A 25,469-nucleotide genomic window follows, 5' to 3' on the forward strand; every position below is an offset into this window, starting at 1 on the left:
GCTATGTCTCCAGTGGCGCGTGGCGTTTGCTCCAACCAGCATGAGCCGCGGAACCGGCTTTGCCGGGCCGCAGGCGGGCGGCCCCCTCGGGGGGCAGGGAACACACGAAGTGAGTGACCGTGGGGGCTAACATTCCTCTGACCAGCAATAGCCGTCTCTGGCAATCATCGCGCTCGCAGCGCTAGGCCCCCAGGTGCCGGCGGCATAAGGCCGTGGCGCACTCGCCTGGTTGCTCCAGCTGTCCATGATGGGTTCGACCCAGCGCCAGGCTTCTTCCTGCTCGTCGCTGCGCACGAAAAGATTCAAGCGCCCGTCGATCACATCCAGCAGCAACCGTTCATAAGCGCCCACGCGCTCGGAGCCGAAGCGTTTGTCGAAATCCAGGTCCAGCTGCACCGGCGCCAGTGAAGGCGTGCCGCGGCCCCCCGTGCGCTGGTCGGCACCCTGCGCAAGCAGGTGCAGCTCCAGGCCGTCCTTGGGTTGCAGGTTGATCACCAGCCGGTTGGCCACATTGGAGCCGGCCAGCGCCGACTTGAAAATCGCGTGCGGCGCGGGGCGAAAGTTCACCTCGATGTGCGCGTCCCGGCCAGCCAGACGCTTGCCGGTGCGGATGTAAAACGGTACACCGGCCCAGCGCCAGTTGGCGATCTCGGTGCGCAGGGCCACAAAGGTTTCGGTCCTGCTGTCAGGGGGCACGCCTTTTTCGTCGCGGTAGCCGGGCACGGCCTCGCCGTCGATGTTGCCGGCCGCGTATTGGCCGCGCACCACATGCTGGCTCAGTGTTTCAGGCGTCCAGGCTTTCAGCGATCGCAGTACCTTGAGCTTTTCGTCACGGATGGCATCGGCGTGCGAGTTGATGGGTGGTTCCATGCCGATGGCGCACAGCAGCTGCAGCGCATGGTTTTGCACCATGTCTCGCAGCGCGCCGGTGCTGTCGTAAAACGCACCACGTTTTTCCACGCCCAGGTCTTCGGCGATGGTGATCTGGATGTTGGCAATCGTCTCGCGGCGCCACAGCGGTTCAAACAGCGAGTTGCCGAAACGCAGCGCAAACAGGTTTTGCACCGAGGGCTTGCCCAGGTAGTGGTCGATGCGAAAGATCTGCTGCTCGCTCAAAACACTGCGTACCGTCTTGTTGATGGCGCGGTTGGAGGCCAGGTCGTGGCCCAGCGGCTTTTCGAGCACCACGCGCGTCTGCGGGCCGTTCAGGCCCGCGGCGGCGATCTGCTCGCAGACCGTGGTGAAGAGGCTGGGCGCGGTGGCCACGTACATCACCACCACGTCGGCGGGCCGCTGCTGCAGTTTCGCAGCCAGTGCGGCATAGTCGGCCGGGTTGGACAAGTCCATGCGCAGGTAGCCCAACATCGCCGCGAAGCGCGAGAACTCCTCTTCGCTCGGCCGCTTGGCCAGCTCGACATTGTCAAACCGGGACTTGATCAGCGCGCGGTACTGGTCGTCCGACAAATCGTCGCGTGCCACGCCCACAATGCGCCCGCCCTCCGGCAACGAGCCGTGGCGGAAGGCCTGGAACAGGGCCGGCATGATCTTGCGCCACACCAGGTCGCCGGTGCCGCCAAACAGGATGAGGTCAAAACTCATGGTAAAAAATTGTCTTGGTAATAAAGTTTCATATTCTATGGGCATAATGGTAACTCGACATCGAACCCGTGAAATGCCTGCACCCAGGCACCGCGCGGTGTTTCATCCGGACCACTCCGCGTTTTGACCAGCCACCCAGCCATGACCCAACTTGACGCCCTGAAACAGTTCACCACCGTAGTCGCTGACACCGGTGACTTCAAGCAACTGGGGCAGTTCAAGCCGCAGGACGCCACCACCAATCCGTCGCTGATCCTCAAGGCGGTGCAGAAGGCTGATTACCAGCCGCTGTTGAAGGACACCGTGAGCCGCTTCAAGGGCCGGGCGCTTGACGAAGTCATGGACCGTCTGCTGGTGCGTTTTGGCTGCGAAATCCTTTCCATCATTCCGGGCCGAGTCTCGACGGAGGTTGATGCCCGCCTGAGCTTTGACGCCAACGCAACGTATACGCGCGGCGAGCGCATCATCGAGCTCTACCAGGCTGAAGGCATTCACATTGACCGCGTGCTGATCAAGGTTGCTGCCACCTGGGAAGGCATACAGGCGGCCGAAAAGCTGGAACAGCGCGGCATCCACACCAACCTCACGCTGCTGTTTTCGTTCTGCCAGGCCATCGCCTGCGGCCAGGCCAAGGTTCAGTTGATCTCGCCGTTTGTCGGCCGTATCTACGACTGGTACAAAAAATCTGCCGGCGCCGCCTGGGACGAAGCCGCCATGGCCGGCGCCAATGATCCCGGCGTGAAGTCGGTGCGCGAGATCTACAACCATTACAAGCACTTCGGCATTGCCACCGAGGTGATGGGCGCGAGCTTTCGCAACGTGGGCCAGATCACTGCACTCGCCGGCTGCGACCTCCTGACCATCAGCCCGGAACTGCTGGCCCAGCTTGCCGCCAGCGATGCCGCGCTGCCGCGCGCACTCGATGCCAAAGCCGCAGCGGCGCTGGATTTGCCCCCAGTGAACTTTGACGAAGCCGGATTCCGTTACGCGCTCAACGAAGACGCCATGGCCACCGAGAAGCTGGCCGAAGGCATTCGCGCTTTCGCGGCCGATGCCGTGAAACTTGAGCAGCTGATGCTGGCCGCATAACCTCCCGCACAGGACACGTCATGAACCGACTGCGTTGCGACCAGACTTCCGCATGGCCTGCGCTGCGGGCGCTGTATGCCGCTTCCGGCAAAGATTTCGACCTGAAGGCTGCATTTGCTGCCGATCCGGATCGCTTCACCAGCTTCAGCCAGGATGCACCACACGTTTTTGCGGACCTTTCCAAAAACCTGATCGACACCGGCAGCCAGGCTTTGTTGTTTGACCTTGCGCGCGCGTGCGGGCTGGAGCAGCACCGCAACGCCATGTTCGCCGGGGAACTGATCAACGGCACCGAAAAGCGCGCCGTGATGCATTTTTTACTGCGAAATCCGGCTGTAGCCCAGGATGGTGTTGCGCCGGCAGCTATTAAAAATATAGCAACCGAGTTGACCCAGGTTCACACCACGCTGGACGCCATGCTCGCTTATGCCGAACAGGTGCGCGCGGATGCCGCCATCACCGATGTTGTCAATATCGGCATAGGCGGCTCCGACCTGGGGCCCCAAATGGCGGTGCTGGCGCTCGGCGAATTTGCCGCCACGGGCAAGCGCGTTCACTTTGTCTCCAATGTGGATGGGGACGAGCTGGCTACCGTGCTCAAGGGGCTCAAGCCGCAAAGCACGCTGTTCCTGATCGCGTCCAAAACCTTCACCACCACCGAGACCATGACCAATGCGCATTCGGCCCGGCGCTGGTTTGAGGCACAGGGCGGACGCGACATCAGCCGGCATTTCGCCGCACTGACGACCAATGTCGCGGCAGCCAACGAATTCGGCATCAGCACCACCTTTGGTTTCTGGGACTGGGTGGGCGGGCGTTATTCGCTGTGGTCGGCCATCGGCTTGCCGGTGGCCATCGCCATTGGCGCAGCCGGCTTTCGCGAGCTGCTGGCCGGCGCGCACGCCATGGACGAGCACTTTCGCACCGCACCGCTGGAGCGCAACCTGCCGGTGCGCCTGGGCCTGCTCGACGTCTGGTACCGCAACTTTCACGGCTTTACCAGCCGGAGCATCGCGCCCTACAGCAGCGCGCTGCGCCGCCTGCCGGCCTACCTGCAGCAGCTCGAGATGGAAAGCAACGGCAAACGCGTGGATTCGGATGGCAAGGCCTTGCCGTTTGAAACGTCGCCGGTGCTGTGGGGCGAACCGGGCACCAACGGGCAGCACGCCTACTTTCAAATGCTGCATCAGGGGACGTCGGTGGTGCCGGTCGAGTTTGTGGCGGTGAAAACAGCCGCGCACGCACCGCATGACCTGCCGGGGCATCACGCCAAATTGCTGGCCAACGTTCTGGCCCAGGCGCAAGCCTTAATGACCGGCAAAGAAGAGGTCGGAGGCCACAGGCACTTTCCCGGCAATCGTCCCAGTACTTTCCTGTTGCTTGAGCGGCTTACACCAGCCAGCCTGGGCGCGCTGATTACCCTGCAGGAGCACCGTGTGTTTGTCAGCGGTGCGATCTGGGGCATCAACAGTTTTGACCAGTGGGGCGTCGAGCTCGGCAAGGTGCTGGCCAAAGACATCGAGCCACGCCTGCGCAGCGGGGACATATCCGGCCTTGATGGCTCGACCGCCGGCCTGCTGCGCAAAATTGCCGGCTGAATACCGCAAAAGTGTGCGTTTTTCCATTGCGGGAGCGCGCGCTTCCGTGGTCAACTTGCCACATCGCCGATTTTTCGATGGCTTCGCATCATGTCTTTTTCCCTTCCGCTTCGCCGCCTTTCCCCCCGTTTTTCGATGTTCGCCGCAGCGTTTCTCACGCTGGCTCTGGTCTCCGGCTGCGCGACACGCTCAGCTCCTGACGAGGACACTGATGTCGATGAGCCGGTCAGCCGCGGCGGCACGCTGGGCCCGGCGGAGGGGGTCACGGGTACCGCCTGGGCCGAGATGTCGGCCCCGCCCAAGGCTGGCGAGCTCAAACCGGACGACCTCAAGTGGGAAATCTTCCGCGTGCCCGGCAAACAGCCGGCCAGCTACAGCTATGTGCGTCATGAAGGTCGCGACGCGGTGCTCGCAAAGGTCGAGGCGTCCGGCAGCATCCTGCGCCATCGCCACCGCATCGAGCCCGACCAGCTAGGGCTCGTGCGCTTTTCCTGGAACGTGCCGTACGCCGGTGCGGGTGCCAACCTCGCGCTGCCGCAACTCGAGGATGTGCCGGTGCGGGTGGTGCTCGCGTTCGAAGGTGACCGCTCGCGGCTGTCGATGAAAAATTCCCTGCTGTCCGAGTTGAGCCGACTGCTGACCGGCGAAGAAATGCCGTTCGCGACGCTGGTTTATTCGTGGTCGCGCGTCAACCGGCCGGGCGAAGTCGTCGTCAACGACCGCACCGACCGTATCCGCAAGATCATTGTCGATTCGGGCGACCACGGCTACAACGAATGGCGCAGCTACGAGCGTGACATCCGCGCCGACTACCGCAAGGCCTTTGGCGAAGATCCGGGCGCCTTGCTGAGCTTCGCCGTCTTCACCGAAGGCGAAAAGAACGAGGGTCAGCTGCAGGCCTTCTACGGGCCACTCAAGCTGGTGCCGGCATCGGCTGTCGCGCGCAAATAGCGCCGCGACCGGTCGGCGTGTCTATGCCGACCGATTTCATTTTTCTGCCTTTTGAGCAAGCAACGCAGGCTAGCGGCCCTGGATTGGCAGAGCGCGTCACGTCGGTCTTGACAATTTGTTGCATCTAATAATGCGGAGTTTAGGGAAATTACCACTCCTTCGATGCAACAAAGTATTGAAATTCCCTGATCTGGTATCAAACCCGCAAGGACCTTTCTTCAAAATGCAGTGAACGGCAAAGCGGCCGTTTCGACTGACATAACGAAGGAGACACCCTATGAAGCGTTTTATCCAGACAGGCCTGGTGCTTGCACTCTCAGGCGCCGGCATGGCCCATGCCGTGACCGAACTCGTGGTGGCGACGGTGAATAACGGCCACATGATCGAAATGCAGAAGCTCACGCCGGTTTTCGAGAAGGCCCATCCTGACATCAAGCTCAAATGGGTCACGCTCGAAGAAGGCACGCTGCGCCAGCGCGTCACCACCGACATCGCCACCAAGGGCGGGCAGTTCGACGTGATGACCATCGGCCTGTACGAAGCGCCGATCTGGTCGAAGAAGGGCTGGTTGCAGCCCATTGCCACCGATGCCGCCTATGACGTCGACGACCTGTTGCCCGCCATCCGTGCCGGCCTGTCGCACGAAGGCAAGCTTTACGCCGCGCCGTTCTATGGCGAGAGCTCGATGCTCATGTACCGCAAGGACCTCGCCGACAAGGTCGGCTTCAAGATGCCTGAGCAGCCCACCTGGACACAGGTGAAGGAACTGGCCGGCAAGATCCACGATCCGAAAGCCGGGGTGTACGGCATGTGCCTGCGCGGCAAGCCGGGCTGGGGCGACAACATGGCCTTCCTGACCACGCTGGTCAACACCAACGGCGGCCAGTGGTTCGACATGCAGTGGAAGCCGCAGATCGACACCAAGCCCTGGAAGGACGCGATCGGCTTCTACGTGGACCTGATGAAAGCCTACGGCCCGCCCGGCGCCTCGGCCAACAGCTTCAACGAAAACCTCGCACTCTTCAACGAAGGCAAGTGCGGCATGTGGGTGGATGCAACCATCGCCGCCTCGTTCATCAGCGATCCGAAGCAGTCGAAGGTGGCCGACAAGGTGGCCTTTGCCCAGGCCCCTGTTGCCGTCACGCCCAAAGGCGCCAACTGGCTGTGGACCTGGAACCTGGCCATTCCGGCCAGCTCGACCAAGGGCGCCGCTGCCCAGACCTTCGTGAAGTGGGCTACCTCCAGGGAGTACATCAATCTGGTCGCCAAAGAACATGGCTGGGGGACGGTACCCACCGGCACGCGCAAGTCGACCTACGCAAACCCCGAGTTCCAGAAGGTTGCGAAGTTCGCTGCCGCCGAGAAGAAAGCCATCGACAGCGCCAATCTGAGCGACAGCACGCTGCCCAAGTCGCCCTACGTCGGCGTGCAGTACGCGGCGATTCCCGAGTTCCAGGCCATCGGCGTGGCGGTGGGCCAGCAGATGAGTGCGGCGCTGTCGGGCAAGGTCACGGTGGACCAGGCCCTGAAGACATCACAGACGGCGGCCGAGCGCGAGATGAAGAAGGCCGGGTATTACAAGTAAACCCTCAGGCTGCATGCCCTGCCCGCGGACTGGTGAAGCCGGATCCGCGGCAGTTCTGACCTGACGCCCCGGGACCCACAACATGAACCGCCTCCTGCCCCGCGCGCTCATGGCGCCCGCAGTGCTCACGCTCTTCCTCTGGATGATCGTGCCGCTCGTGATGACCCTGTATTTCTCGTTCGTGAGCTACAACCTCATGCAACCCGGCGAGCATCCGTTCATCGGCATCGAGAATTTCCAGTACTTCATCACCGATCCGGACTTCTGGCCTGCGACCTGGAACACGCTGCTGCTCATCGGCAGCGTGATCGTCATCACGGTGGTGTTCGGTGTGCTGCTCGCGCTGCTGGTGAACGAGCCCTTTCCGGGGCGGGGCATCGTGCGCGTGCTGCTTATCTCGCCGTTCTTCGTCATGCCCGCAGTGAACGCGCTGCTGTGGAAGCACATGATGATGAATCCGATTTACGGCGTGCTTGCCGACCTCTGGCGTTTTTTCGGCGCGCAACCGGTCGACTGGCTCACCGATGTGCCGCTGTTGTCGGTGATCATCATGGTGGCCTGGCAGTGGCTGCCCTTTGCCTGCCTGATCTTCATTACCTCGCTGCAGTCGCTCGACCGCGAGCAGATGGAAGCGGCGCGCATGGACGGTGCAAGTTCGTTCCAGCGCTTCTTCTATCTCATCATTCCGCATCTCGGCCGGCCGATGGCGGTGGTGATCATGATCGAAATGATCTTTCTGCTCAGCGTGTTCGCCGAGATCGCCATCACCACCAATGGCGGTCCGGGCAACGAGAGCACCAATCTAACCTACATGATCTTCAAGCAGTCGCTGATGAACTTTGACGTGGGCGTGGCATCGGCAGGTGCGTTGTTTGCGGTGGTGGTGGCCAATATCGTGGCGGTGTTTCTCATCCGCATCGTCGGCAAGAACCTCGACTGAAGGAACGACCATGCAACCAAGCAACTTCCTTCCGCAACTGCTTCGCACCGTGGGCGCGTGGGCCGCCGCGCTGCTGCTGTTCTTTCCGCTCGGCTGGCTGTTTCTCACAGCCTTCAAGACCGAACTGCAGGCGATTCATGTGCCGCCGCTCTTTATTTTCGAGCCCACGCTCGACAACTTCAGCGAAGTGCAGCGCCGCAGTGACTATTTGCTGTATGCGCGCAACTCGCTCATCACCAGCCTGGGCTCAACCCTCATCGGCCTGTTGATCGCGGCACCCGCCGCGTACTCGATGGCCTTCTTCCGTACGAAGAGGACACGCGACATCCTGATGTGGATGCTTTCCACCAAGATGATGCCGGCGGTGGGTGCGCTGGTGCCGATCTATGTTCTCGCGCAGACCGCGGGCCTGCTGGATTCGCTCACCGCGCTGACCATCGTGTTCACGCTGGCGAACCTGCCGATCATGGTGTGGATGCTCTACAGCGCCTACAAGGACATTCCTAACGAGATCCTGGAAGCCGCACGCATGGACGGTGCGAGCCTCTGGACCGAATTCCGCCATGTGGTGCTGCCGCTGTCGGTGGGCGGTCTCGCTTCGACCGGCCTGCTGTGCCTGGTGCTGAGCTGGAACGAGGCCTTCTGGGCGCTCAACCTCAGTTCGGCCAAGGCCGGCACGCTGGCGACATTGATCGCATCGTACTCCAGCCCTGAAGGTCTGTTCTGGGCCAAATTGTCAGCCGCCTCGCTGATGGCGATCGCACCCATCGTCGTGTTCGGCTGGTTCAGCCAGAAACAGCTGGTGCAAGGCCTCACATTCGGTGCGGTGAAGTGAAAGGAATTGACTTATGGCTTATCTGGAACTCAAGAACATCGAGAAAAGCTTCGGGGAAACCCAAATCATCCGCGGTGTTGATCTTGAAATCAACAAGGGCGAGTTCATCGTCTTCGTCGGACCCTCAGGTTGCGGAAAATCGACACTGCTGCGCCTCATCGCGGGGCTTGAGCCCATCACCAAAGGCAACTTGCTGCTGGACGGCAAAGACATCACCTGGACGCCTTCGGGCAAGCGTGACCTGGCGATGGTGTTCCAGAGCTACGCGCTCTACCCGCACATGAGTGTGTACGACAACATGTCCTTTGCGCTCAAGCTTGCGGGCGTGCCGAAGGACGAGATCCAGGCCAAGGTCGAGTACGCGGCCAAAACGCTCAACCTCACCCAGTACCTGGGCCGCACACCGAAAGACCTGTCGGGCGGACAGCGGCAGCGGGTGGCGATTGGCCGCGCCATCGTGCGTGCACCCAAGGTGTTCCTGTTCGACGAGCCCTTGTCCAACCTGGATGCCGCGTTGCGCGGCAACACGCGCGTCGAAATCCACAAGCTGCACCGCGCGCTCGGCGCGACGACCATTTACGTCACGCACGACCAGGTCGAGGCGATGACGCTGGCCGACCGCGTGGTGGTGCTCAGGGACGGACTGATCGAGCAGGTCGGCACGCCGCTGGAACTCTACGACCACCCGGCGAACCGGTTTGTCGCGCAGTTCATCGGCATGCCGTCGATGAACATGGTGGCGGCGAGCGCCATTCCGAGCTTCTCGGCGGCCACCGGCGGGCGCCTGCCGAGCGATGGTTTCCTGGGCGTCCGGCCGGAAGGCTTGCGCGTGCATCCGAAGCAGGCTGTTGCTTTGGGGGTGCAAGGCCGCGTGGAGCTGATCGAGGCACTCGGTGCCGATACCCTGATTCACGTCGACGTCGGCGGCGTACCGTTGATAGCGCGCCAGAACGAGCGGACACCGCTTCATGCGGGTGACGATGTGGCGGTCGAGCTCGACTCCTCGGTGCTTCATCTGTTCAACCGTGAAGGCCGTGCGGTTCCGGCCTGATTTCTTCCTTCTTCCTTTCGGACATTCCCTTGACTCTCGCAACAGCGCTTCTTGTGCAAACGCCACCGGCGCCTTCGGAATTCACGGTGCTTCACCTTGGACTGGGTTCGTTCCATCGGGCCCACCAGGCCGTTTATCTTCAGCGGCTTATCGATGCGGGCGACACCCGTTGGTCCATCGTGGGCGCCAACATCCGGCCCGACATGGCCGAGGTCGTCGCGGCCTTGCAGGCACAGGGCGGGCGTTACACGCTGGAAACCGTATCGCCGGCCGGCGAGTACCGCTATGAACAGGTTGAGGCCATCCGCGAAGTGCTTCCCTGGGAAGCCTCGCTGGCTGCGGTGATCTCTCGCGGCGCGGCGCCGTCCACCCGCATCGTTTCATTCACCGTGACCGAGGCAGGCTACTACCTCGACACGAAAGGCAAGCTGGACTTGTCTTTCAATGATCTCGAAGCAGACCTTGAGCGTGCACGCCGCGGCGAGGCGGGCGGGGAGGGCGTGACCATCTACGGCGCCGTCTGCGCGATCCTGCGCGCGCGCAAGGCGGCGCTGGCCGGCCCGGTGACCCTGCTCAACTGCGACAACCTGCGCCACAACGGCGACCGCTTCTATGCCGGGTTGCGCGAATTCATTGAACTCACAGGCGATACCGGGCTGCTTTCGTGGGTCGCGGGGAACACCCGCTGTCCCAACACGATGGTCGACCGCATCACGCCGCGTCCGCCACCCGAGCTGCGCGCTCGCGTCAAGGCCGCCACGGGGAGGGATGATGCGGCCGCGATCACTGGCGAGAGTTTCATCCAGTGGGTGATCGAAGACAATTTCGCGGCCGGGCGACCCGACTGGGGCCGTGTGGGCGTGGAACTGGTCGAATCGGTGCAGCCTTACGAGGAGGCCAAGATCCGCATCCTCAACGCCACGCACAGCTGCATTGCCTGGGCCGGCACATTGGTCGGGCTGGATTTCATCCACGAAGGAACACACCACGCGGCAATCCGGAAGATGGCCTACGACTATGTGACGGACGACGTGATTCCCTGCCTGAGTTCTCCCGACACTCCCGGGCCGATCGACCTCGCGGCGTACCGCGATGTGGTGCTCGAGCGCTTTGGCAACCCTGCGATCCGCGACACCAACCAACGCGTGGCGGCGGACGGTTTCTCGAAGATTCCAGGGTTTATCGCGCCCACGGTACGGGAGCGGCTCGCCGCGGGACAGCCCATCGACAGCGTCGCAATGCTGCCTGCGCTGTTCCTTGTTTTTCTGCGGCGCTGGCACCGGGGAGCGCTGCCCTATGCCTATCAGGACCAGGGTATGGACGAGGCCGTGGCCCGCGCGATCTGCGACGCTGTCGATCCTGTGCGCGCGCTGTGCTCCGACGCGGGGCTATGGGGGAGTGCCGCAGGCGATACGCGGCTGACGGATGCCGTGCGCGGAGCGATCGGGCGGGTAGCCGGTTTTGTCAATTCAGGGGTAAAAAAAACATGAACGAACGTCTGAAGAACCATCATGTGCTTCTGACGGGTGCCGGTGGCGGCATCGGTCTGGCGGTGGCTGAAGCCTGCATCGCCGAGGGCGCGCACTGCAGCGTGGTCGACCGGGCAGTGGCGACGCCTGAAGCCGTGCAGGCACTGCAGAAACGTCATCCCGGCTGCCTGGCCTACATCGCGGCGGACGTGACGGACGCGCAGGCGATTGCGCGCCTGCTGGCGCAGGCACAGGCCGCTTTTGGCCCCATTCATACCCTGTTCAACAACGCGGCCGTGTTCGACCTCGCGCCTTTGCTTGACAGCGACGAGGCATCTTTCGACAAGCTCTTTGCCGTCAATGTGAAAGGCATGTTCTTTGTCATGCAGGCCGTGCTTCGCCACATGGTCGAAGCTGGCACGCAGGGTGCGTCGGTCATCAACATGGCCTCGCAGGCCGGGCGGCGCGGCGAAGCGCTGGTGTCGCACTACTGCGCCACCAAGGCCGCGGTCATCAGCTACACCCAGAGTGCCGCATTGGCCATGGCGCCGCATGGCATTCGCATCAACGGCATCGCACCCGGTGTGGTCGATACGCCGATGTGGGACCATGTCGACAGCCTCTTCGCCAGGGCAGAAGGGTTGCCTCCGGGGGAAAAGAAGCGGCGCGTGGGCCTCGAAGTGCCACTCGGCCGTATGGGCGTGCCGGCCGACATCGCCGGAGCAGCGGTATTTCTGGCCAGCGACGAAGCGCGTTACATCACGGCGCAGACCCTGAATGTCGATGGCGGCAACGTGATGAGCTGATTTTCCGTTTGCGAGCATGAACGACGATTTCCACCTGTACCTCGACAGCGCCGATCTGGCCGAACTGAAGGCCTGCCTGCCGCATCCGGTGGTGCACGGCGTAACCACCAACCCCACGCTGCTGCAGCGAGCGGGCGTCGGGCGCGCCGCGGTGCCCGGCCTCCTGGCGCGCTGTATCGAACTGGGTGCGCGGCAGGTGCAGGCGCAGGTGTATTCGAGCGAAGTCGATGGCATGCTCGAAGATGCGCGGGACCTGTTGCGGCACTTCGACCAGGGCCAGCTGGTCGTGAAGATTCCCGCCACGCGGCAGGGCTTCGATGCCGGCGCCCGGCTTGTCGCGCAAGGTGTGCCGGTCACGTGGACGGCTGTCTACGCACCCGAGCAGGCGCACTTTGCCGCCCTACTGGGTGCGGCTTATGCGGCACCCTACCTGGGACGGCTTGAGGATGCTGGTGTCGACGGGCTGGCGCTGATCGCGCAGATGCAGGCGCTGGTAGCGCAGCGGCCTTCGTCCGGCACCCGACTTCTGGTGGCCAGCATACGCTCCCGCGAGGCCTATCTTTCCTTGCTTCGATTAGGTGTGGGCGCCATCACGATTGCGCCGCGTCTCTTTGCAGAATTGCTCGATCATCCCGCCACGCTGGATGCCGAGCGCGGATTCCTGGCCGACGCCCGCGCCTTGCCCTGACAGAGGACAATCCGGAAACCATGCGCATTGCACTCACGGGCGAAGCCCTGATCGATTTCACTGCCAGCGAGGCAGGCACGCTGGCGTTCCTGGGCCACGAGGGCGGCTCGCCGCTCAACACGGCTGTCGCCTGCGCGCGCCTCGGACAGCCCACCGGGTTCCTCACGCAACTGTCGACCGACCTGTTCGGCGAACGCTTGATGCGTTTTCTCGAACGCAACGGCGTGGACACCCGTTTCATCCTGCGTAGCCACGCGCCGTCGACCCTGGCCTTCGTTGAGCGCACACCACAGACCAACCGCTATGCCTTCTACACGCACGGCAGCGCCGATGCGACCTGGGCGCCAGAGCCGCTGCCGCAGTTGCCGGCGGAATGCCGCTTCCTGCATTTCGGCTCAATCGCGCTCCTGCAGGAACCTGCTGCCACGTGCATCACCGGGCTGATGACCGCCAATGCCGGGCGCCGTGTGATCGTGTTCGATCCCAACGTGCGGCCCAGCCTGATTTCCGACATGGCAGCCTACCGTGCGCGTGTCGTGAGCTGGTTTGCGATGGCCGATCTGGTCAAGCTCAGCGACGAAGATGCCGGACTGCTGGCGCCCGGCAGGCCTGTCGATGCGCTGGCAGCGGATTGCCTGCACGCCGGTGCGCGAGCGGTCATCGTCACGCATGGCGCTGGCGGTGCCACGCTTTGGCGCACGGGGCACGAGCCGTTGACTGTGGCGGCACCGCGTGTTGAGGTGGTCGACACCATCGGCGCGGGCGATACTTTTACGGCCGGGCTTTCAGTCTCGCTGCTTGCGCATGGCGTCGAACACCCGGCCCAGCTTGGCGAGCTGAGCGGCGACGCCTGGCGCGCAGTGATGCGCTTCGCCGCCACGGCCGCCGCACTGAACTGCACCCGCGAAGGTGCCGATCCGCCCACGCTGGAGGCCGTTCACGCCGCGCTCGTGCGAGAGGACAATGAGGCCGTTGCTTCACGGTCCTGACCCAGACTGCCATGACAACGTCTACATCCAAACGCCCGATCCCCCGTCAGCGCCAACCCGAACTGGAGCGCGATATTGCGCGCTCCCCATCACTGGGTTACGAGTCACCTGAAACCGGTCTGGTGCGCTGTCTTGCACATGGCTTTCCGAGCCCGCTGGTACGCTGGCATTTTCATGAAGAGTATGAACTGCACCTGATCACCGAGACCTCGGGCAAGGCGTTTGTCGGCGACTGGATCGGACCGTTTCAGCCCGGTCATCTGGTGTTGTGCGGCCCGCGCCTGCCGCACAACTGGATTTCGCTTGACGTGCCCGAAGGCGGCGCCGCGGGACGCGACCGGGTGATCCAGTTCCATCACGAGCCCATCGAGCGCGCGGCAACCGGGATTCCTGAATTGCGCGAAGTGATGCAGCTGCTCGAACGGGCACGCCATGGTATCGAGTTCTTCGGCATGTCGCAGCAGGCGCAGACGCACTGGGACAACATCAAGGCCGCGCGCGGCGTGCGCCGCCTCGGCCACTTTTTTGAGTTCATGGCCGACCTGGCGCAATGGACGGACTACCGGCTGCTGTCGAGCGTACAGATGCAAGGCACGCAGGGCGCCGATGGCGACGCACAGGTTGACCAGATCAACGGCATCGTCAACCGCATTACCGCCAACATGGCGGAGCCGATCTCGATGTCAGTCGTGGCAGCCGAGCTCGGCATGAGCGAGAGCCGCTTCAGCCGCTTCTTCCAGCGCTCCACCGGCAACAGCTTTACCGACTTCGTCAACCGTGTGCGCATCAACAGCGCCTGCCACCTGCTGATGCAGACCGACCACAACGTCACCGACATCTGCTATCAGGTCGGTTTCAACAATGTCGCAAACTTCAACCGGCGTTTCCTGGAGATCAAGGGCATGACGCCTACCGAGTTCAGGCGGCAGACAGACGACCGTTTTGGCCGGTTATCCTGATGGTCCTGTGGCGTGAAATTAAAACTTGTACCCCAGTTGCAAGGTGAAGCAATCCGGGTCAAGGCCCACATCGATGGTCTGGTTGGTACTGAGCGTGCCGCGGGTTTTCAGGAAAGTCTTGGTATAGCTGGCTTCCACAAACCATTTTTTGTCGAGGTTGAAAATACCACCCAGTTGCAACGCGGGGGCAAATTTCGACTTGAAAGATACGCTTGTGGCGGGGCCGCCTGGGTTGGTCAACGCGGTCAGCAGGGCTGTGCCGCGTTCCTTGTAGAACTTCACGTAGGAGAGGCCTGCACCCAGGTAAGGACGAAACCGGGCGTCGGCATCAAGAAACCGGTATTGCGCGATCAGCGTGATGGGCAAGGCCCGGGTGTCGGCCACCGTGCCAACGCCAGCGAGCACACCTGCGCCGCTGACGTCATGCCTGAAGCCCAAACCGAGCGGCAGGTGCAAGCTGATGTGATCGGTGACCATGTAGTTCACGGCGGCCGTTAACCTGGAACTGCTGCTGACGTCGACTTTCGCGTCCTGAATTACGCCAGTTCCGGACGGCGCCGAAAGGCTGCCGCTGTTCACGGAAGGCGCAATCCGCGTGACGCCGGCCGACACGGACCATGTGCCCGCCTGTTGTGCAAAGCCGTATACGGAAGAAACCGCCAGGGCGGCCGCTATGAATAGTTTCTGGGAGGGATTCATGGGCGAGTGCAGTGCGAGGATGTGTTCGGGTTGCTATGGCGTCATTGTTTGTGCCGGCGGTTTTCGCGCCATCGCACGGGCGAGGGAAGTCATCCGGTGGCTCATGAGAAATCATGGTAGCGGCAGGCGCCAACGTGCAGCATCTTCCTCGCCGTTTTTGTGAAGAGACTGTGGCGCCGCAGACGAAAGGCCTTGCTGTGTGAAAACGTTTTTCGTACAAAGTGAGCGGGCAATAAAAAAGGGCCGCGAAAGCGGCCCTTTTTTTGCTGGAGCGAGAAGCTCAGGCAGGCATTACATGCCCATGTCGCCCATGCCGCCCATTCCACCCATGCCGCCTGGCATGCCGCCGCCGGCGCCGGATTCTTCCTTCGGAGCTTCGGCGATCATGGCTTCGGTCGTCAGCATCAGGGATGCGACGGAGGCTGCATTCTGCAGTGCGGTGCGGGTGACCTTCGTGGGATCCAGGATACCCATTTCGATCATGTCGCCGTAGGTGTCGTTGGCGGCGTTGAAGCCATAGTTGCCCTTGCCGGCCAGAACCGCGTTGACCACCACAGAGGCTTCGCCGCCTGCGTTGTAAACGATTTCGCGCAGGGGGGCTTCAATGGCGCGCAGCACCAGCTTGATACCGGCGTCCTGGTCAGGGTTGTCGCCGGCGATCTTGCCAGCAGCTTGCTTGGCGCGCAGCAGGGCCACGCCGCCGCCGGCCACAATGCCTTCTTCCACGGCAGCGCGGGTAGCGTGCAGTGCGTCTTCCACGCGGGCCTTCTTTTCCTTCATTTCGACTTCGGTGGCAGCGCCAACCTTGATCACGGCAACACCGCCGGCCAGCTTGGCCACGCGCTCTTGCAGTTTTTCACGGTCGTAGTCGCTGGTCGCTTCTTCGATCTGGACGCGCACTTGCTTGACGCGTGCTTCGATGTCGGCAGCGGCGCCGGAGCCGTCGATGATGATGGTGTTTTCCTTGCCCACTTCGATGCGCTTGGCCTGGCCGAGGTCAGCCAGCGTCACTTTTTCGAGCGACATGCCGACTTCTTCAGCGATGACCTTGCCGCCGGTCAGGCAGGCGATGTCTTCCAGCATGGCTTTGCGGCGGTCGCCGAAGCCAGGGGCTTTCACAGCCACAACCTTCAGGATGCCGCGCAGGGTGTTCACGACCAGAGTTGCCAGGGCTTCGCCCTCGACTTCTTCGGCAATGATCAGCAGCGGACGGCCGGCCTTGGCGACTTGCTCCAGGGTAGGCAGCAGGTCACGGATGTTGCTGATCTTCTTGTCGTAGAGCAGAACAAAGGGGTTGTCCAGCAGTGCGGACTGCTTTTCAGGGTTGTTGATGAAGTAAGGGGAGAGGTAGCCGCGGTCGAACTGCATGCCTTCGACGACGTCGAGCTCGTTTTGCAGGGACTTGCCGTCTTCCACGGTGATCACGCCTTCTTTACCAACCTTGTCCATTGCGTCGGCAATGATCTTGCCGATGGATTCGTCGGAGTTGGCAGAGATCGAACCGACCTGGGCAATTTCCTTGGAGGTGGTGGTGGGCTTGGAAGCCTTCTTCAGCTCTTCGGTCAGGGCCAGCACGGCCTTGTCGATACCGCGCTTCAGGTCCATCGGGTTCATGCCCGCGGCCACGTATTTCATGCCTTCGCGGACGATGGCTTGAGCCAGAACGGTGGCGGTGGTGGTGCCGTCGCCAGCGTTGTCAGAAGTCTTGGAAGCGACTTCCTTGACCATCTGCGCGCCCATGTTCTGCAGCTTGTCCTTGAGTTCGATTTCCTTGGCGACGGACACACCGTCCTTGGTCACCGTGGGGGCGCCGAACGAGCGCTCCAGAACCACGTTACGGCCTTTAGGGCCCAGGGTTACCTTGACGGCGTTGGCCAGGATGTTCACACCCTCGACCATGCGTGCGCGGGCTTCGCCGCCGAAAATTACGTCTTTTGCTGCCATGATGCAGATTCCTTAAAGTTTATGGATGAAATCGCCTGCTAGCCCAAGTAGGACGTGCGCCAGCAGCTATCAAATAAATAGCAGAAGAGAGATTACTTCTCGACCACTGCAAACAGGTCTTCTTCTTTCATGACGAGCAGTTCGTCGCCGTCGACCTTGACGGTCTGGCCGCTGTATTTGCCGAACAGCACGCGGTCGCCAACTTTCACGCCCACGGGGCTCAGTTCGCCCTTGTCGTTCTTCTTGCCTGGGCCAACGGCCAGCACTTCGCCCTGATCAGGCTTTTCAGCGGCGCTGTCAGGAATGACGATGCCGGAAGCGGTTTTGGTTTCGTTTTCCACGCGTTTGACGATCACGCGGTCGTGCAAAGGACGAAGTTTCATGAGAGCTCCTTGTTTGAGAACAATGGTTTTGGGAATCAAAAAGCACCCACGTAAAAGTGAGTGCCTGTTAACTTGGTGGATTGACTGGGCTTTGTTAGCACTCAATACCATCGAGTGCTAATCATAGAGGCATTCCGGACGGTTTTCAAGGTGAAGGGCCGAAAACTGCCTTTTTGCTGAACGGGTGCCAAGACCGCAGTCCGCGTAGATGGACCCCAATGATTCCTCTCATCGCGCCCCAAAAACCAACACTTCCAAGGTCTTGTAAGTAACATTCCTTACATTTCCACTCCGCAAAATTTAAACTTCGGGTTAACCCAGGTGTATGACCTGGCGAGAACAACAAACCGGAAACAGGGAGAGCGTGATTGGCCAAGCCACACGATGACTTGGGTGTATCACTCGGGGCGGTGCCAGCATGCACCCCAAAATCTGCAAAACCAACAGCCAGCCTGCGCAAACTGTGCGTCGGCCTTGCCACGGCTGTCATAGTTTGTAACGTTTTTGCCCAGCCCGCGCCGCAAAGCAGCGCCGAGCAGGAGCAGCGCCGTGCAGAGGAGCGCGACCGGCTGATGCGAGAGCAGCAGGAACGTACGCCCGATGTGCGGCCGCCCAAGGTTCCTGAGGCAGAGGCTGCCAGGCTGCCTACGGCCGAATCGCCGTGCTTTCCGGTCCACACCCTGAAGCTGCGCACCGCTGCCGGCGAATCAGCCGCGCTGGCGACCCAATTCGCCTGGGCGCTTGATGCCGCAGCCGGGCCGGACGCGAGCGATTCGCCAACAGGCCGCTGCCTGGGCACAAGCAGCATCGGCATCGTGATCAAGCGCGTGCAAAACGCCGTGATTGCCCGCGGCTACGTCACCACGCGTGTGCTCGCCGAGCCGCAAGACCTCAAAACAGGCATCCTCGCGCTCACGCTGATCCCCGGCCGTATCCGTGCCGTCCGGTTCTCCGAAGGCAGTGACGCACGTGGCAATGCCTGGACGGCCCTGCCTGCCAGGCCGGGTGACATCCTGAACCTGCGCGACATCGAGCAGGCTTTGGAAAACTTCAAGCGTGTGCCCACGGCCGAAGCCGACATCCAGATCGAGGAAGCCAAGGGCGCGGAGGTCCAGCCGGGCCAGAGCGACCTGGTCATCAGCTACAAGCAGGCCTTTCCGTTTCGCCTCTCGGTGTTTGCCGATGACAGCGGATCCAAAGCCACCGGTAAATACCAGGGTGGCATCACCCTGTCTTACGACAATGCGCTGACGCTCAACGACCTGTTCTATGTATCGCTCAATACCGACCTGGGCGGCGGTGAACCGGGTGGCCGCGGCACGCGCGGCAGCACCGTGCATTACTCGCTGCCTCTGGGCTACTGGACGCTGGGCGCCACCGTCAGCGATAACCGCTACTTTCAGAGCGTCGCTGGCCTCAACCAGGATTACGTTTACCGCGGCACCAGCAGCAACGCCGAACTCAAGCTCTCGCGCCTCGTCTACCGCGACGCCAGCCGCAAGACTTCCATCAGCCTGAAGGCTTTCCAGCGCCGCTCCAACAACTTCATTGACGACACCGAAGTCGAGGTGCAGCGCCGCATCGTCGGCGGCTGGGAGCTCGGCGCCGGCCACAAGGAGTTCATAGGCCAGGCTACGCTCGAAGGCAATGTGGCGTACAAGCGCGGTACCGGCGCCTTCGGCTCGCTACCTGCACCGGAAGAAGCGTTTGGTGAAGGGACATCCCGCTTTGCCGTGATCAATGCGGATGCCAACCTGACCGTTCCCTTCAAGATTGCCGACCAGGGCATGCGTTACAGCGCCACATGGCACCTGCAACACGACCGCACGCCCCTGACCCCGCAAGACCGCTTTGCCATCGGCGGGCGCTACACCGTGCGCGGTTTCGACGGCGAATCTTCGCTGAGCGCCGAACGTGGCTGGCTGCTGCGTAATGAACTCAGCACCGCGCTGGGCGAGAGCGGCCAGGAGGTTTACGTCGGCCTGGACCACGGCGAGGTGGCCGGGCCCAGCAGTGAATTCCTGGCGGGCAAGCGGCTGACCGGCGCCGTGATCGGTTTGCGCGGCAGCTTCAAGAAGTTGCAATACGACTTCTTTATCGGCGCGCCCGTCAAAAAACCCGAATTCTTTCGTACCGCCAACAGCACAGTGGGCGTGAGCCTCAACGCTTCGTTCTAACGCTTCCCCTTTCTGTCATATCAGCTGACCTTTCGCCATGAACAAGAACCTGCACCGCATCATCTTCAATTCAAAGCGCGGCCAACGCATGGTGGTGGCCGACACCGCCAGCAGCCAGGGCAAGGCGGCAGGTGGTGAAACGTCGGGCGTGGCCGCTTCCGTGGATCTTCTGGCCTGCCTGCACCCCCTGCGCCTTGCCGTGCTGGGTGCTGTGCTGTGGCTGCAACCGGCCGTGCAGGCACAGGTCGTTGCAGACCCGTCAGCCCCGGCCAACCAGCGCCCCACCGTTCTGCAAACCGCCAATGGCTTGCCGCAGGTCAATATCCAGTCACCCAGTGCCGGCGGTGTCAGCCGCAACACGTATATCCAGTTTGATGTGCCGCAAAGCGGCGTCATCCTCAACAACAGCCGCAGCAATGTGCAGACCCAGCTCGGCGGTTTCGTCGGGGCCAACCCCTGGCTGGCCACAGGCGCAGCCCGCGTCATCCTCAATGAAGTGAATTCGTCGAACCCCAGCCAGATCCGGGGCTATGTCGAAGTCGCCGGCCAGCGTGCCGAGGTCATCATCGCCAACCCGGCGGGTATCAACGTCAACGGTGGCGGCTTTCTCAATGCCAGCCGCGTCACCCTCACCACCGGCAGCCCGGTGCTCAACAGCGGTGCGCTCGACGGCTTTCGCGTGCAGGGCGGCAGCATCACGGTCAACGGCGCAGGCCTGGACACCAGCACGGCCGACTACACCGGCATCCTCGCCCGGGCTGTGCAGCTCAATGCGGGTATCTGGGCCAAAGAGCTCCGCGTGACGACCGGTGCCAACCAGGTGGATGCGGCACAGACCAGCGCCACACCGATAGCCGGCACCGGCCCTGCACCGACCTATGCGATTGACGTGGCCCAGGTCGGCGGCATGTATGCCGGCAAGATTTTCCTGATCGGCACCGAAACCGGCCTGGGTGTGCGCAACGCCGGTGCCATAAACGCAACGGGCGGCGACCTGGTGCTGCAGTCCAACGGCTGGCTCACCAACAGCGGCAGCCTGCTGGCCAGCGGCAACCTGCAGTCCGCCACCACCGGCGTCACCACCAACAGCGGCACGATGTATGCCAATGGCAACACCACAGTAGCGGGCCAGGCCGGCGTCAGCAATACCGGCAGCGCCACACTGGGCGCCCAGGGCAACGCCACGGTGCAGGCCAGCGGTGCGGGCGCGCAGGTCACCTCGGCCACCGGCGCCGTGATCGCCGCGGGGCTGAACAGCGACGGCAGCCTCGCCGCCAGCGGTAACCTGGCCATCAACGCGGCCAGTGCCGTCACCATCGCAGGCAAGGCCCTGGCCGGCGGCAACGCCTCTCTCTCAGGCAGCCAGCTCAACCTGGCCGACAGCACCTTGCGCGCCCAGGGCATGTCGCTCACGGCCACGGCCGGCGACATCGACGCCAGCCGCGCCAACCTCAATGCCACCGGCCTCTTGGCCACCAGCACGGCGCAAACCCTGCGCACCGACGCGGCCACCGTGGTGGCCGGCCAGCTGGGCCTGGCGGCAGGCAGCCTGTCCAACCTCGGCGGGCAAATCACCCAGACCGGCACCACCGCCGGCAGCGTCAACGCGCAGGGCCAGATCAACAACACCGGCGGCACGCTGGCCAGCAACGGCAACATCACACTCCAGGCGCAAAGCCTGGCCAACCAGGGCGGCACGGTCCAGACTACCGGCAGCGCCGACCTGGCCATCACCACCGCCGGTGTGCTCGACAACACTGCTGGTGGCCAGCTGGTTGCGGGGGGTAACCTCACCATCAACGCGGCCGGCATCACCAACGCCGGCAAGCTGCAAGCCGGCAGTACGTTGACCGCGTCAGCCACCGACATCGACAACGCGGCCACCGGCGAAATCACCGGCGCCACCACGCAGCTCACGGCCACCAACAGCCTGACCAACCGCGGCCTCATCGATGGCCAGGTCACCCGGCTCGATGCGCAGCTCATCACCAACATCGGCACCGGCCGCATCTACGGCGACACCCTGAGCATCGCCACCGCCACCCTCAACAACACACCCGAAACCATTGCCGGCGTCACCAAGGCCGGCGTGATCGCCGCGCGCAACCGGCTCGACATCGGCGCGGGAACCATCAACAACGGCATCGGTGCGCTCATCTTCAGCGGCGGCACGGGCGCAGCGGCGCTCAACATCGGCGGCAGCCTGGACGCATCGCGCCAGGCCACGGGCCTGGCCCAGGCGGTCAACAACGCCGGCGGCACCATCGAGTCGCTGGGCGGCCTCACGATCGCCGCCGCGCAGATCAACAACACCAACCCTGACTTTGCCTACACGGTGCAGTTTTCGCCCGGCGCCAACGGCAAGGAATACGTTACCGGCCAAGGCACTTATTCGCCTGATGATGTGGGCTGGCTGCTCAACGACGGCAACCTCAGCCCGGCACCCATCGGCGGTTATCTTTATGCCGCCAATGTCGACAGCGTTGCCGCCCAGTCTTTGGGGGGGCGGTGGTTTTCAGAAGACGGCGCATTGCCGCCCTACACGGGGCACCTGAACACTCTCGGCAAGGGCAGTATCCTGCTCAAGGGCGCGCCCTATGCAGACCCCAAATACGCACCCTACTTCAGCGGCCCCTACGCCTACATCGCCCCGCACAACTCAGTCACCGGCGCCCGTGAGTCGCTGACCTCTGTCTACATGCCGGCGTATTTCGGTTATGACGCCAGCAGCCCGGTCTGGGACGTCTTTGGTGTCGCCAGGCCCACCAGCGGCATTCCCGGCCCCCGGCCAACAGGTACTTACACCGGCCATGAATCCAGTTACGTGCCCCCCAATCCGGTGGCGGTTGCCGCCTGGGATGCGGCCGCCGCACCCTGGGTTGCCCTGCAGGCCAGCATCGACGCCTTCCGCGCCACGGTGGTGGCCAACGCCGTCAGTTTTGACGCCTTCCGCGACTACAACCAGTCAGTTCCCAGCGCCACCATCACCCGCAGCGCGCCCGGCCGCATCCTGAGCGGCGGCGCCATGACGCTCAACGCGCGCGATGCGCTCCTGAACGACCAGGCGCAGATCGTTGCCGGCGGCGCCCTCAACATCACCGGCCGGGCCGTGGACAACCGCGGCCGCAGCATCACCGTCAACGCCCAGCGCAACGGCACCGCCTATGCCTGGAGCCATTACGACGAAGGTTGCGGCGGCTGGGACGGCTGCGACTACGACTACAGCGCCTACCGCGACTCCGCCTACGTGCAGGACGTGCCCAAGACCTTTGTACTGGACGTCAACCGCAGCCAGGGCATGACGGCGCCTTCCAGCCAGGGCCTGGCCAGCGGCACCCAGCTGGCGGCGGCCGTGGTGGCCGGCGGCGCGGCAGCGCTGCCGGCCAGCAGCAACAGCCTGACGGTGCCCAGCAGCAGCCTGTTCCGCGTCACGCCCAACCCCGCGGGCAACTTCATCGTCGAGACCGACCCGCGCTTTGCCAACTACCGCAACTGGCTCGGCAGCGACTACATGCTCAATGCCCTGGGCCTGGACCCGGCCACCACCCAGAAGCGCCTGGGCGACGGCTTTTACGAGCAGCGCCTGGTGAACGAGCAGGTAGCCCAGCTCACCGGCCAGCGCTTCCTGGCCAACTACACCAGCGAAGAAGTCCAGTACAAGGCGCTGATGGACGCCGGTGTCACCTTTGCCCAGCAATTCCAGCTGCGCCCCGGCGTCGCGCTGACGGCCGCGCAGGTGGCCCAGCTCACCAGTGACATCGTCTGGCTGGTCGAGCAGGACGTCACCGTGCCCGATGGCCGTGGCGGCACCGTGCAGGTCAAGGCCCTGGTGCCCGTGGTCTACGTCGTGCCCCGCGCCGGCGATTTGAACGGCAAGGGCGTGCTGCTCGCCGGGCGCGAGGTCAACATCAACCTCAGCGGCGATCTCAGCAACAGCGGCACCATCGCAGGCCGCAACGTCGTCAACCTCACGGCAGAGAACGTGCAGAACATCAGCGGCCGCATCACCGGCGACGCGGTCACCGTAGCCGCCCGCAACGACATCAATGTCACCGGCGGGCAGATCGACGCCGTCAACAGCCTCACGGCCCTGGCCGGGCGCGACATCAACATCGTCACCACCACCAGCAGCGCTACCAACCGCACCGGCGGCCTGGGCACCAACGGCGCGGCCACTGCCGTCAATGCTTCCAGCAACAACACCTTCAGCATGACTGGCATTGATCGGGTGGCCGGTCTCTATGTCACGGGCAATGGCCAACTCACCACCGGTACGTTGGTCGCCAGCGCCGGGCGCGACCTCAACGTCATCGCCGGTGTCATCGGCAACAACAACACCAGCGGCAGCACCATGCTTGCTGCCGGCAACAACATCAACCTGGCCACCGTCACCACCGCCAACAGCAGCGACCAGCGCCGCGGCGACGACGACTTTGTGCGCGACGCGCAAACCAAAGAGGTCGGCAGCCAGATTCAGACCGCAGGCAGCCTGAGCCTGAACGCCGGCAACGACCTCAACGCCCGCGCCGCCAACGTCCAGGCCACCGGCGACCTCACCGCCAGCGCCGGCAACAACGTCAACCTCAGCGCAGGCCGGCAGACCAACAGCTTCGGCTTTGGCATGACCACCGCCGAGAGCGACCTATTCAGCAGCACCAGCACCAAAGAGCGCCGCACCACCGACCAGGACAACGCCGTCGGCTCCAGCCTGGGCGGCAAAACGGTCACCGTGGTGGCAGGCAAAGACATCAATGTCAAAGGCAGCGCCGTCATCAGCGACACCGGCACCACCCTGGCCGCCGGCCGCAACATCGCCATCGAGGCAGCCACCAACACCAGCAGCAGCACGTCTTTCTTTGAGAAGAAGGAGTCGGGTTTGCTCGATGGCGACGGCTTCGGCATCACCGTCGGCGTGCGCGAGCAGTCCAACGACCAGAAAAACCGCGGCACCACCGCAGCCGCCTCCACCGTTGGCGCCGTCAGCGGCAATGTGACCCTGGTGGCCAATGACGTCTACAAACAGGTCGGCAGCGACGTCATCGCACCCAAAGGCGACATCACCATTGCCGCCAAAACGGTAGAGATCGTGGAAGCCCGCGAAGCCAGCCGCAGCGAGACCGAGCAGAAATTCAAGCAAAGCGGCCTGACGCTGGAAATCACCTCCCCCGTCATCAGCGCGCTGCAGACCATCGACAAGATGAGCGAAGCGGCCAGCCAGACCAAGGACAGCCGCATGCAGGCCCTGGCCGGTGCCAACATGGCCTTTGCTGCCAACAATGCCTACAACGCCATCCAGGCCGGCCAGAACACAACGGGCAACAACCCCAGTGCAGCAACAGAACACAGCGCGGCCGAGCAGGCGGGTGGTATCAACCTGGCCATCAGCATCGGCAGCAGCAAGAGCCAGAGCAACTCCCTGAGCGAAAGCAACACCGCGCGCGGCAGCAACATCACCGCTGGCAACAACATCACCATTGCCGCCACCGGCGGCGGACAAGCCAGCAACCTGACCATACAGGGCAGCACCGTCGAAGCCGGCAAGGCCGTGCAACTCATCGCCGAAAACGAAGCCCGGCTTCTGGCCGCGCAAAACCTCGCCAGCGAACGCAGCACCAACAGCAGCAGCTCGGGCAGCGTCGGCGTGAGCTTTGGCACCGACGGCTTCCTCGTCAATGTCAGCGCCAGCAAAGGCAAGGGCCGCACCAAC

At 63.1% G+C, this 25,469-nt stretch carries 18 protein-coding genes; 14 read left to right on the forward strand and 4 right to left on the reverse strand.

The window, feature by feature from the left end:
* Positions 1-126: 126 nt before the first annotated feature.
* On the reverse strand, positions 127-1,599 hold the full coding sequence (gene zwf, locus AC1D13_RS16555) for a glucose-6-phosphate dehydrogenase (protein WP_457282601.1): 1,473 nt from the start codon (positions 1,597-1,599) through the stop codon (positions 127-129).
* A 141-nt stretch (positions 1,600-1,740) separates the two neighbouring features.
* Here zwf and tal point away from each other — a divergent pair, with 141 nt between their 5' ends.
* The 12 genes from tal to AC1D13_RS16615 all read left to right on the forward strand — a co-directional run bounded on the left by tal (position 1,741) and on the right by AC1D13_RS16615 (position 14,559).
* Positions 1,741-2,688 carry a transaldolase gene (tal, locus tag AC1D13_RS16560; RefSeq protein ID WP_477667365.1) on the forward strand — a complete coding sequence of 316 codons (948 nt, stop codon included), beginning with the start codon at positions 1,741-1,743 and terminating at the stop codon, positions 2,686-2,688.
* A 20-nt stretch (positions 2,689-2,708) separates the two neighbouring features.
* On the forward strand, positions 2,709-4,286 hold the full coding sequence (gene pgi / locus AC1D13_RS16565) for a glucose-6-phosphate isomerase (RefSeq protein WP_477689933.1): 1,578 nt from the start codon (positions 2,709-2,711) through the stop codon (positions 4,284-4,286).
* A gap of 90 nt (positions 4,287-4,376) precedes the next feature.
* Positions 4,377-5,237 (forward strand): DUF3047 domain-containing protein, encoded by an 861-nt coding sequence (locus AC1D13_RS16570; protein WP_457282604.1) that lies wholly within the window; start codon positions 4,377-4,379, stop codon positions 5,235-5,237.
* Between the two features lie 277 nt (positions 5,238-5,514).
* Entirely contained in the window at positions 5,515-6,822 is a 1,308-nt protein-coding gene (locus AC1D13_RS16575; RefSeq protein WP_477689934.1) for an ABC transporter substrate-binding protein, read from the forward strand.
* Positions 6,823-6,904: 82 nt separating this feature from the next.
* On the forward strand, positions 6,905-7,762 hold the full coding sequence (locus tag AC1D13_RS16580; RefSeq protein ID WP_457282606.1) for a carbohydrate ABC transporter permease: 858 nt from the start codon (positions 6,905-6,907) through the stop codon (positions 7,760-7,762).
* 10 nt (positions 7,763-7,772) lie between these two features.
* The gene (locus AC1D13_RS16585; protein WP_477689935.1) at positions 7,773-8,597 is read left to right on the forward strand and encodes a carbohydrate ABC transporter permease; all 825 of its coding nucleotides are present in this window, start codon (positions 7,773-7,775) and stop codon (positions 8,595-8,597) included.
* A 13-nt stretch (positions 8,598-8,610) separates the two neighbouring features.
* Entirely contained in the window at positions 8,611-9,648 is a 1,038-nt protein-coding gene (locus AC1D13_RS16590; RefSeq protein ID WP_477689936.1) for an ABC transporter ATP-binding protein, read from the forward strand.
* Positions 9,649-9,734: 86 nt separating this feature from the next.
* On the forward strand, positions 9,735-11,138 hold the full coding sequence (dalD, locus tag AC1D13_RS16595) for a D-arabinitol 4-dehydrogenase (RefSeq protein ID WP_457282623.1): 1,404 nt from the start codon (positions 9,735-9,737) through the stop codon (positions 11,136-11,138).
* Positions 11,135-11,923: an L-iditol 2-dehydrogenase gene (locus AC1D13_RS16600; protein ID WP_457282609.1), complete on the forward strand. Its 789-nt coding sequence runs from the start codon at positions 11,135-11,137 to the stop codon at positions 11,921-11,923. The genes dalD and AC1D13_RS16600 overlap by 4 nt, the downstream gene beginning before the upstream one ends.
* A 16-nt stretch (positions 11,924-11,939) precedes the next feature.
* The gene (locus AC1D13_RS16605; protein ID WP_477689937.1) at positions 11,940-12,611 is read left to right on the forward strand and encodes a transaldolase family protein; all 672 of its coding nucleotides are present in this window, start codon (positions 11,940-11,942) and stop codon (positions 12,609-12,611) included.
* A 20-nt stretch (positions 12,612-12,631) separates the two neighbouring features.
* Positions 12,632-13,600: a carbohydrate kinase family protein gene (locus tag AC1D13_RS16610; RefSeq protein WP_477689938.1), complete on the forward strand. Its 969-nt coding sequence runs from the start codon at positions 12,632-12,634 to the stop codon at positions 13,598-13,600.
* A gap of 11 nt (positions 13,601-13,611) precedes the next feature.
* On the forward strand, positions 13,612-14,559 hold the full coding sequence (locus AC1D13_RS16615; RefSeq protein WP_477667359.1) for an AraC family transcriptional regulator: 948 nt from the start codon (positions 13,612-13,614) through the stop codon (positions 14,557-14,559).
* 18 nt (positions 14,560-14,577) lie between these two features.
* On the opposite strand, the gene AC1D13_RS16620 is transcribed toward AC1D13_RS16615, so the two are convergent.
* From AC1D13_RS16620 to AC1D13_RS16630, 3 genes are all read right to left on the reverse strand, one after another.
* A complete protein-coding gene (locus AC1D13_RS16620) occupies positions 14,578-15,258 on the reverse strand; it encodes an OmpW/AlkL family protein (RefSeq protein ID WP_477667358.1) in 681 nt (226 codons plus the stop codon).
* A gap of 291 nt (positions 15,259-15,549) precedes the next feature.
* Positions 15,550-17,202 (reverse strand): chaperonin GroEL, encoded by a 1,653-nt coding sequence (gene groL, locus AC1D13_RS16625; RefSeq protein ID WP_411877453.1) that lies wholly within the window; start codon positions 17,200-17,202, stop codon positions 15,550-15,552.
* 92 nt (positions 17,203-17,294) lie between these two features.
* The gene (locus AC1D13_RS16630; RefSeq protein ID WP_007872916.1) at positions 17,295-17,585 is read right to left on the reverse strand and encodes a co-chaperone GroES; all 291 of its coding nucleotides are present in this window, start codon (positions 17,583-17,585) and stop codon (positions 17,295-17,297) included.
* Positions 17,586-18,157: 572 nt separating this feature from the next.
* On the opposite strand from AC1D13_RS16630, the gene AC1D13_RS16635 reads away from it, so the two are divergent.
* Both AC1D13_RS16635 and AC1D13_RS16640 read left to right on the forward strand, forming a co-directional pair.
* Positions 18,158-19,762 carry a ShlB/FhaC/HecB family hemolysin secretion/activation protein gene (locus tag AC1D13_RS16635; protein WP_477689939.1) on the forward strand — a complete coding sequence of 535 codons (1,605 nt, stop codon included), beginning with the start codon at positions 18,158-18,160 and terminating at the stop codon, positions 19,760-19,762.
* Positions 19,763-19,799: 37 nt separating this feature from the next.
* The coding region (locus tag AC1D13_RS16640; protein ID WP_477689940.1) for a two-partner secretion domain-containing protein at positions 19,800-25,469 on the forward strand (5,670 nt) is incomplete at its 3' end.

Source organism: Polaromonas sp. P1_E12, assembly GCF_056405975.1.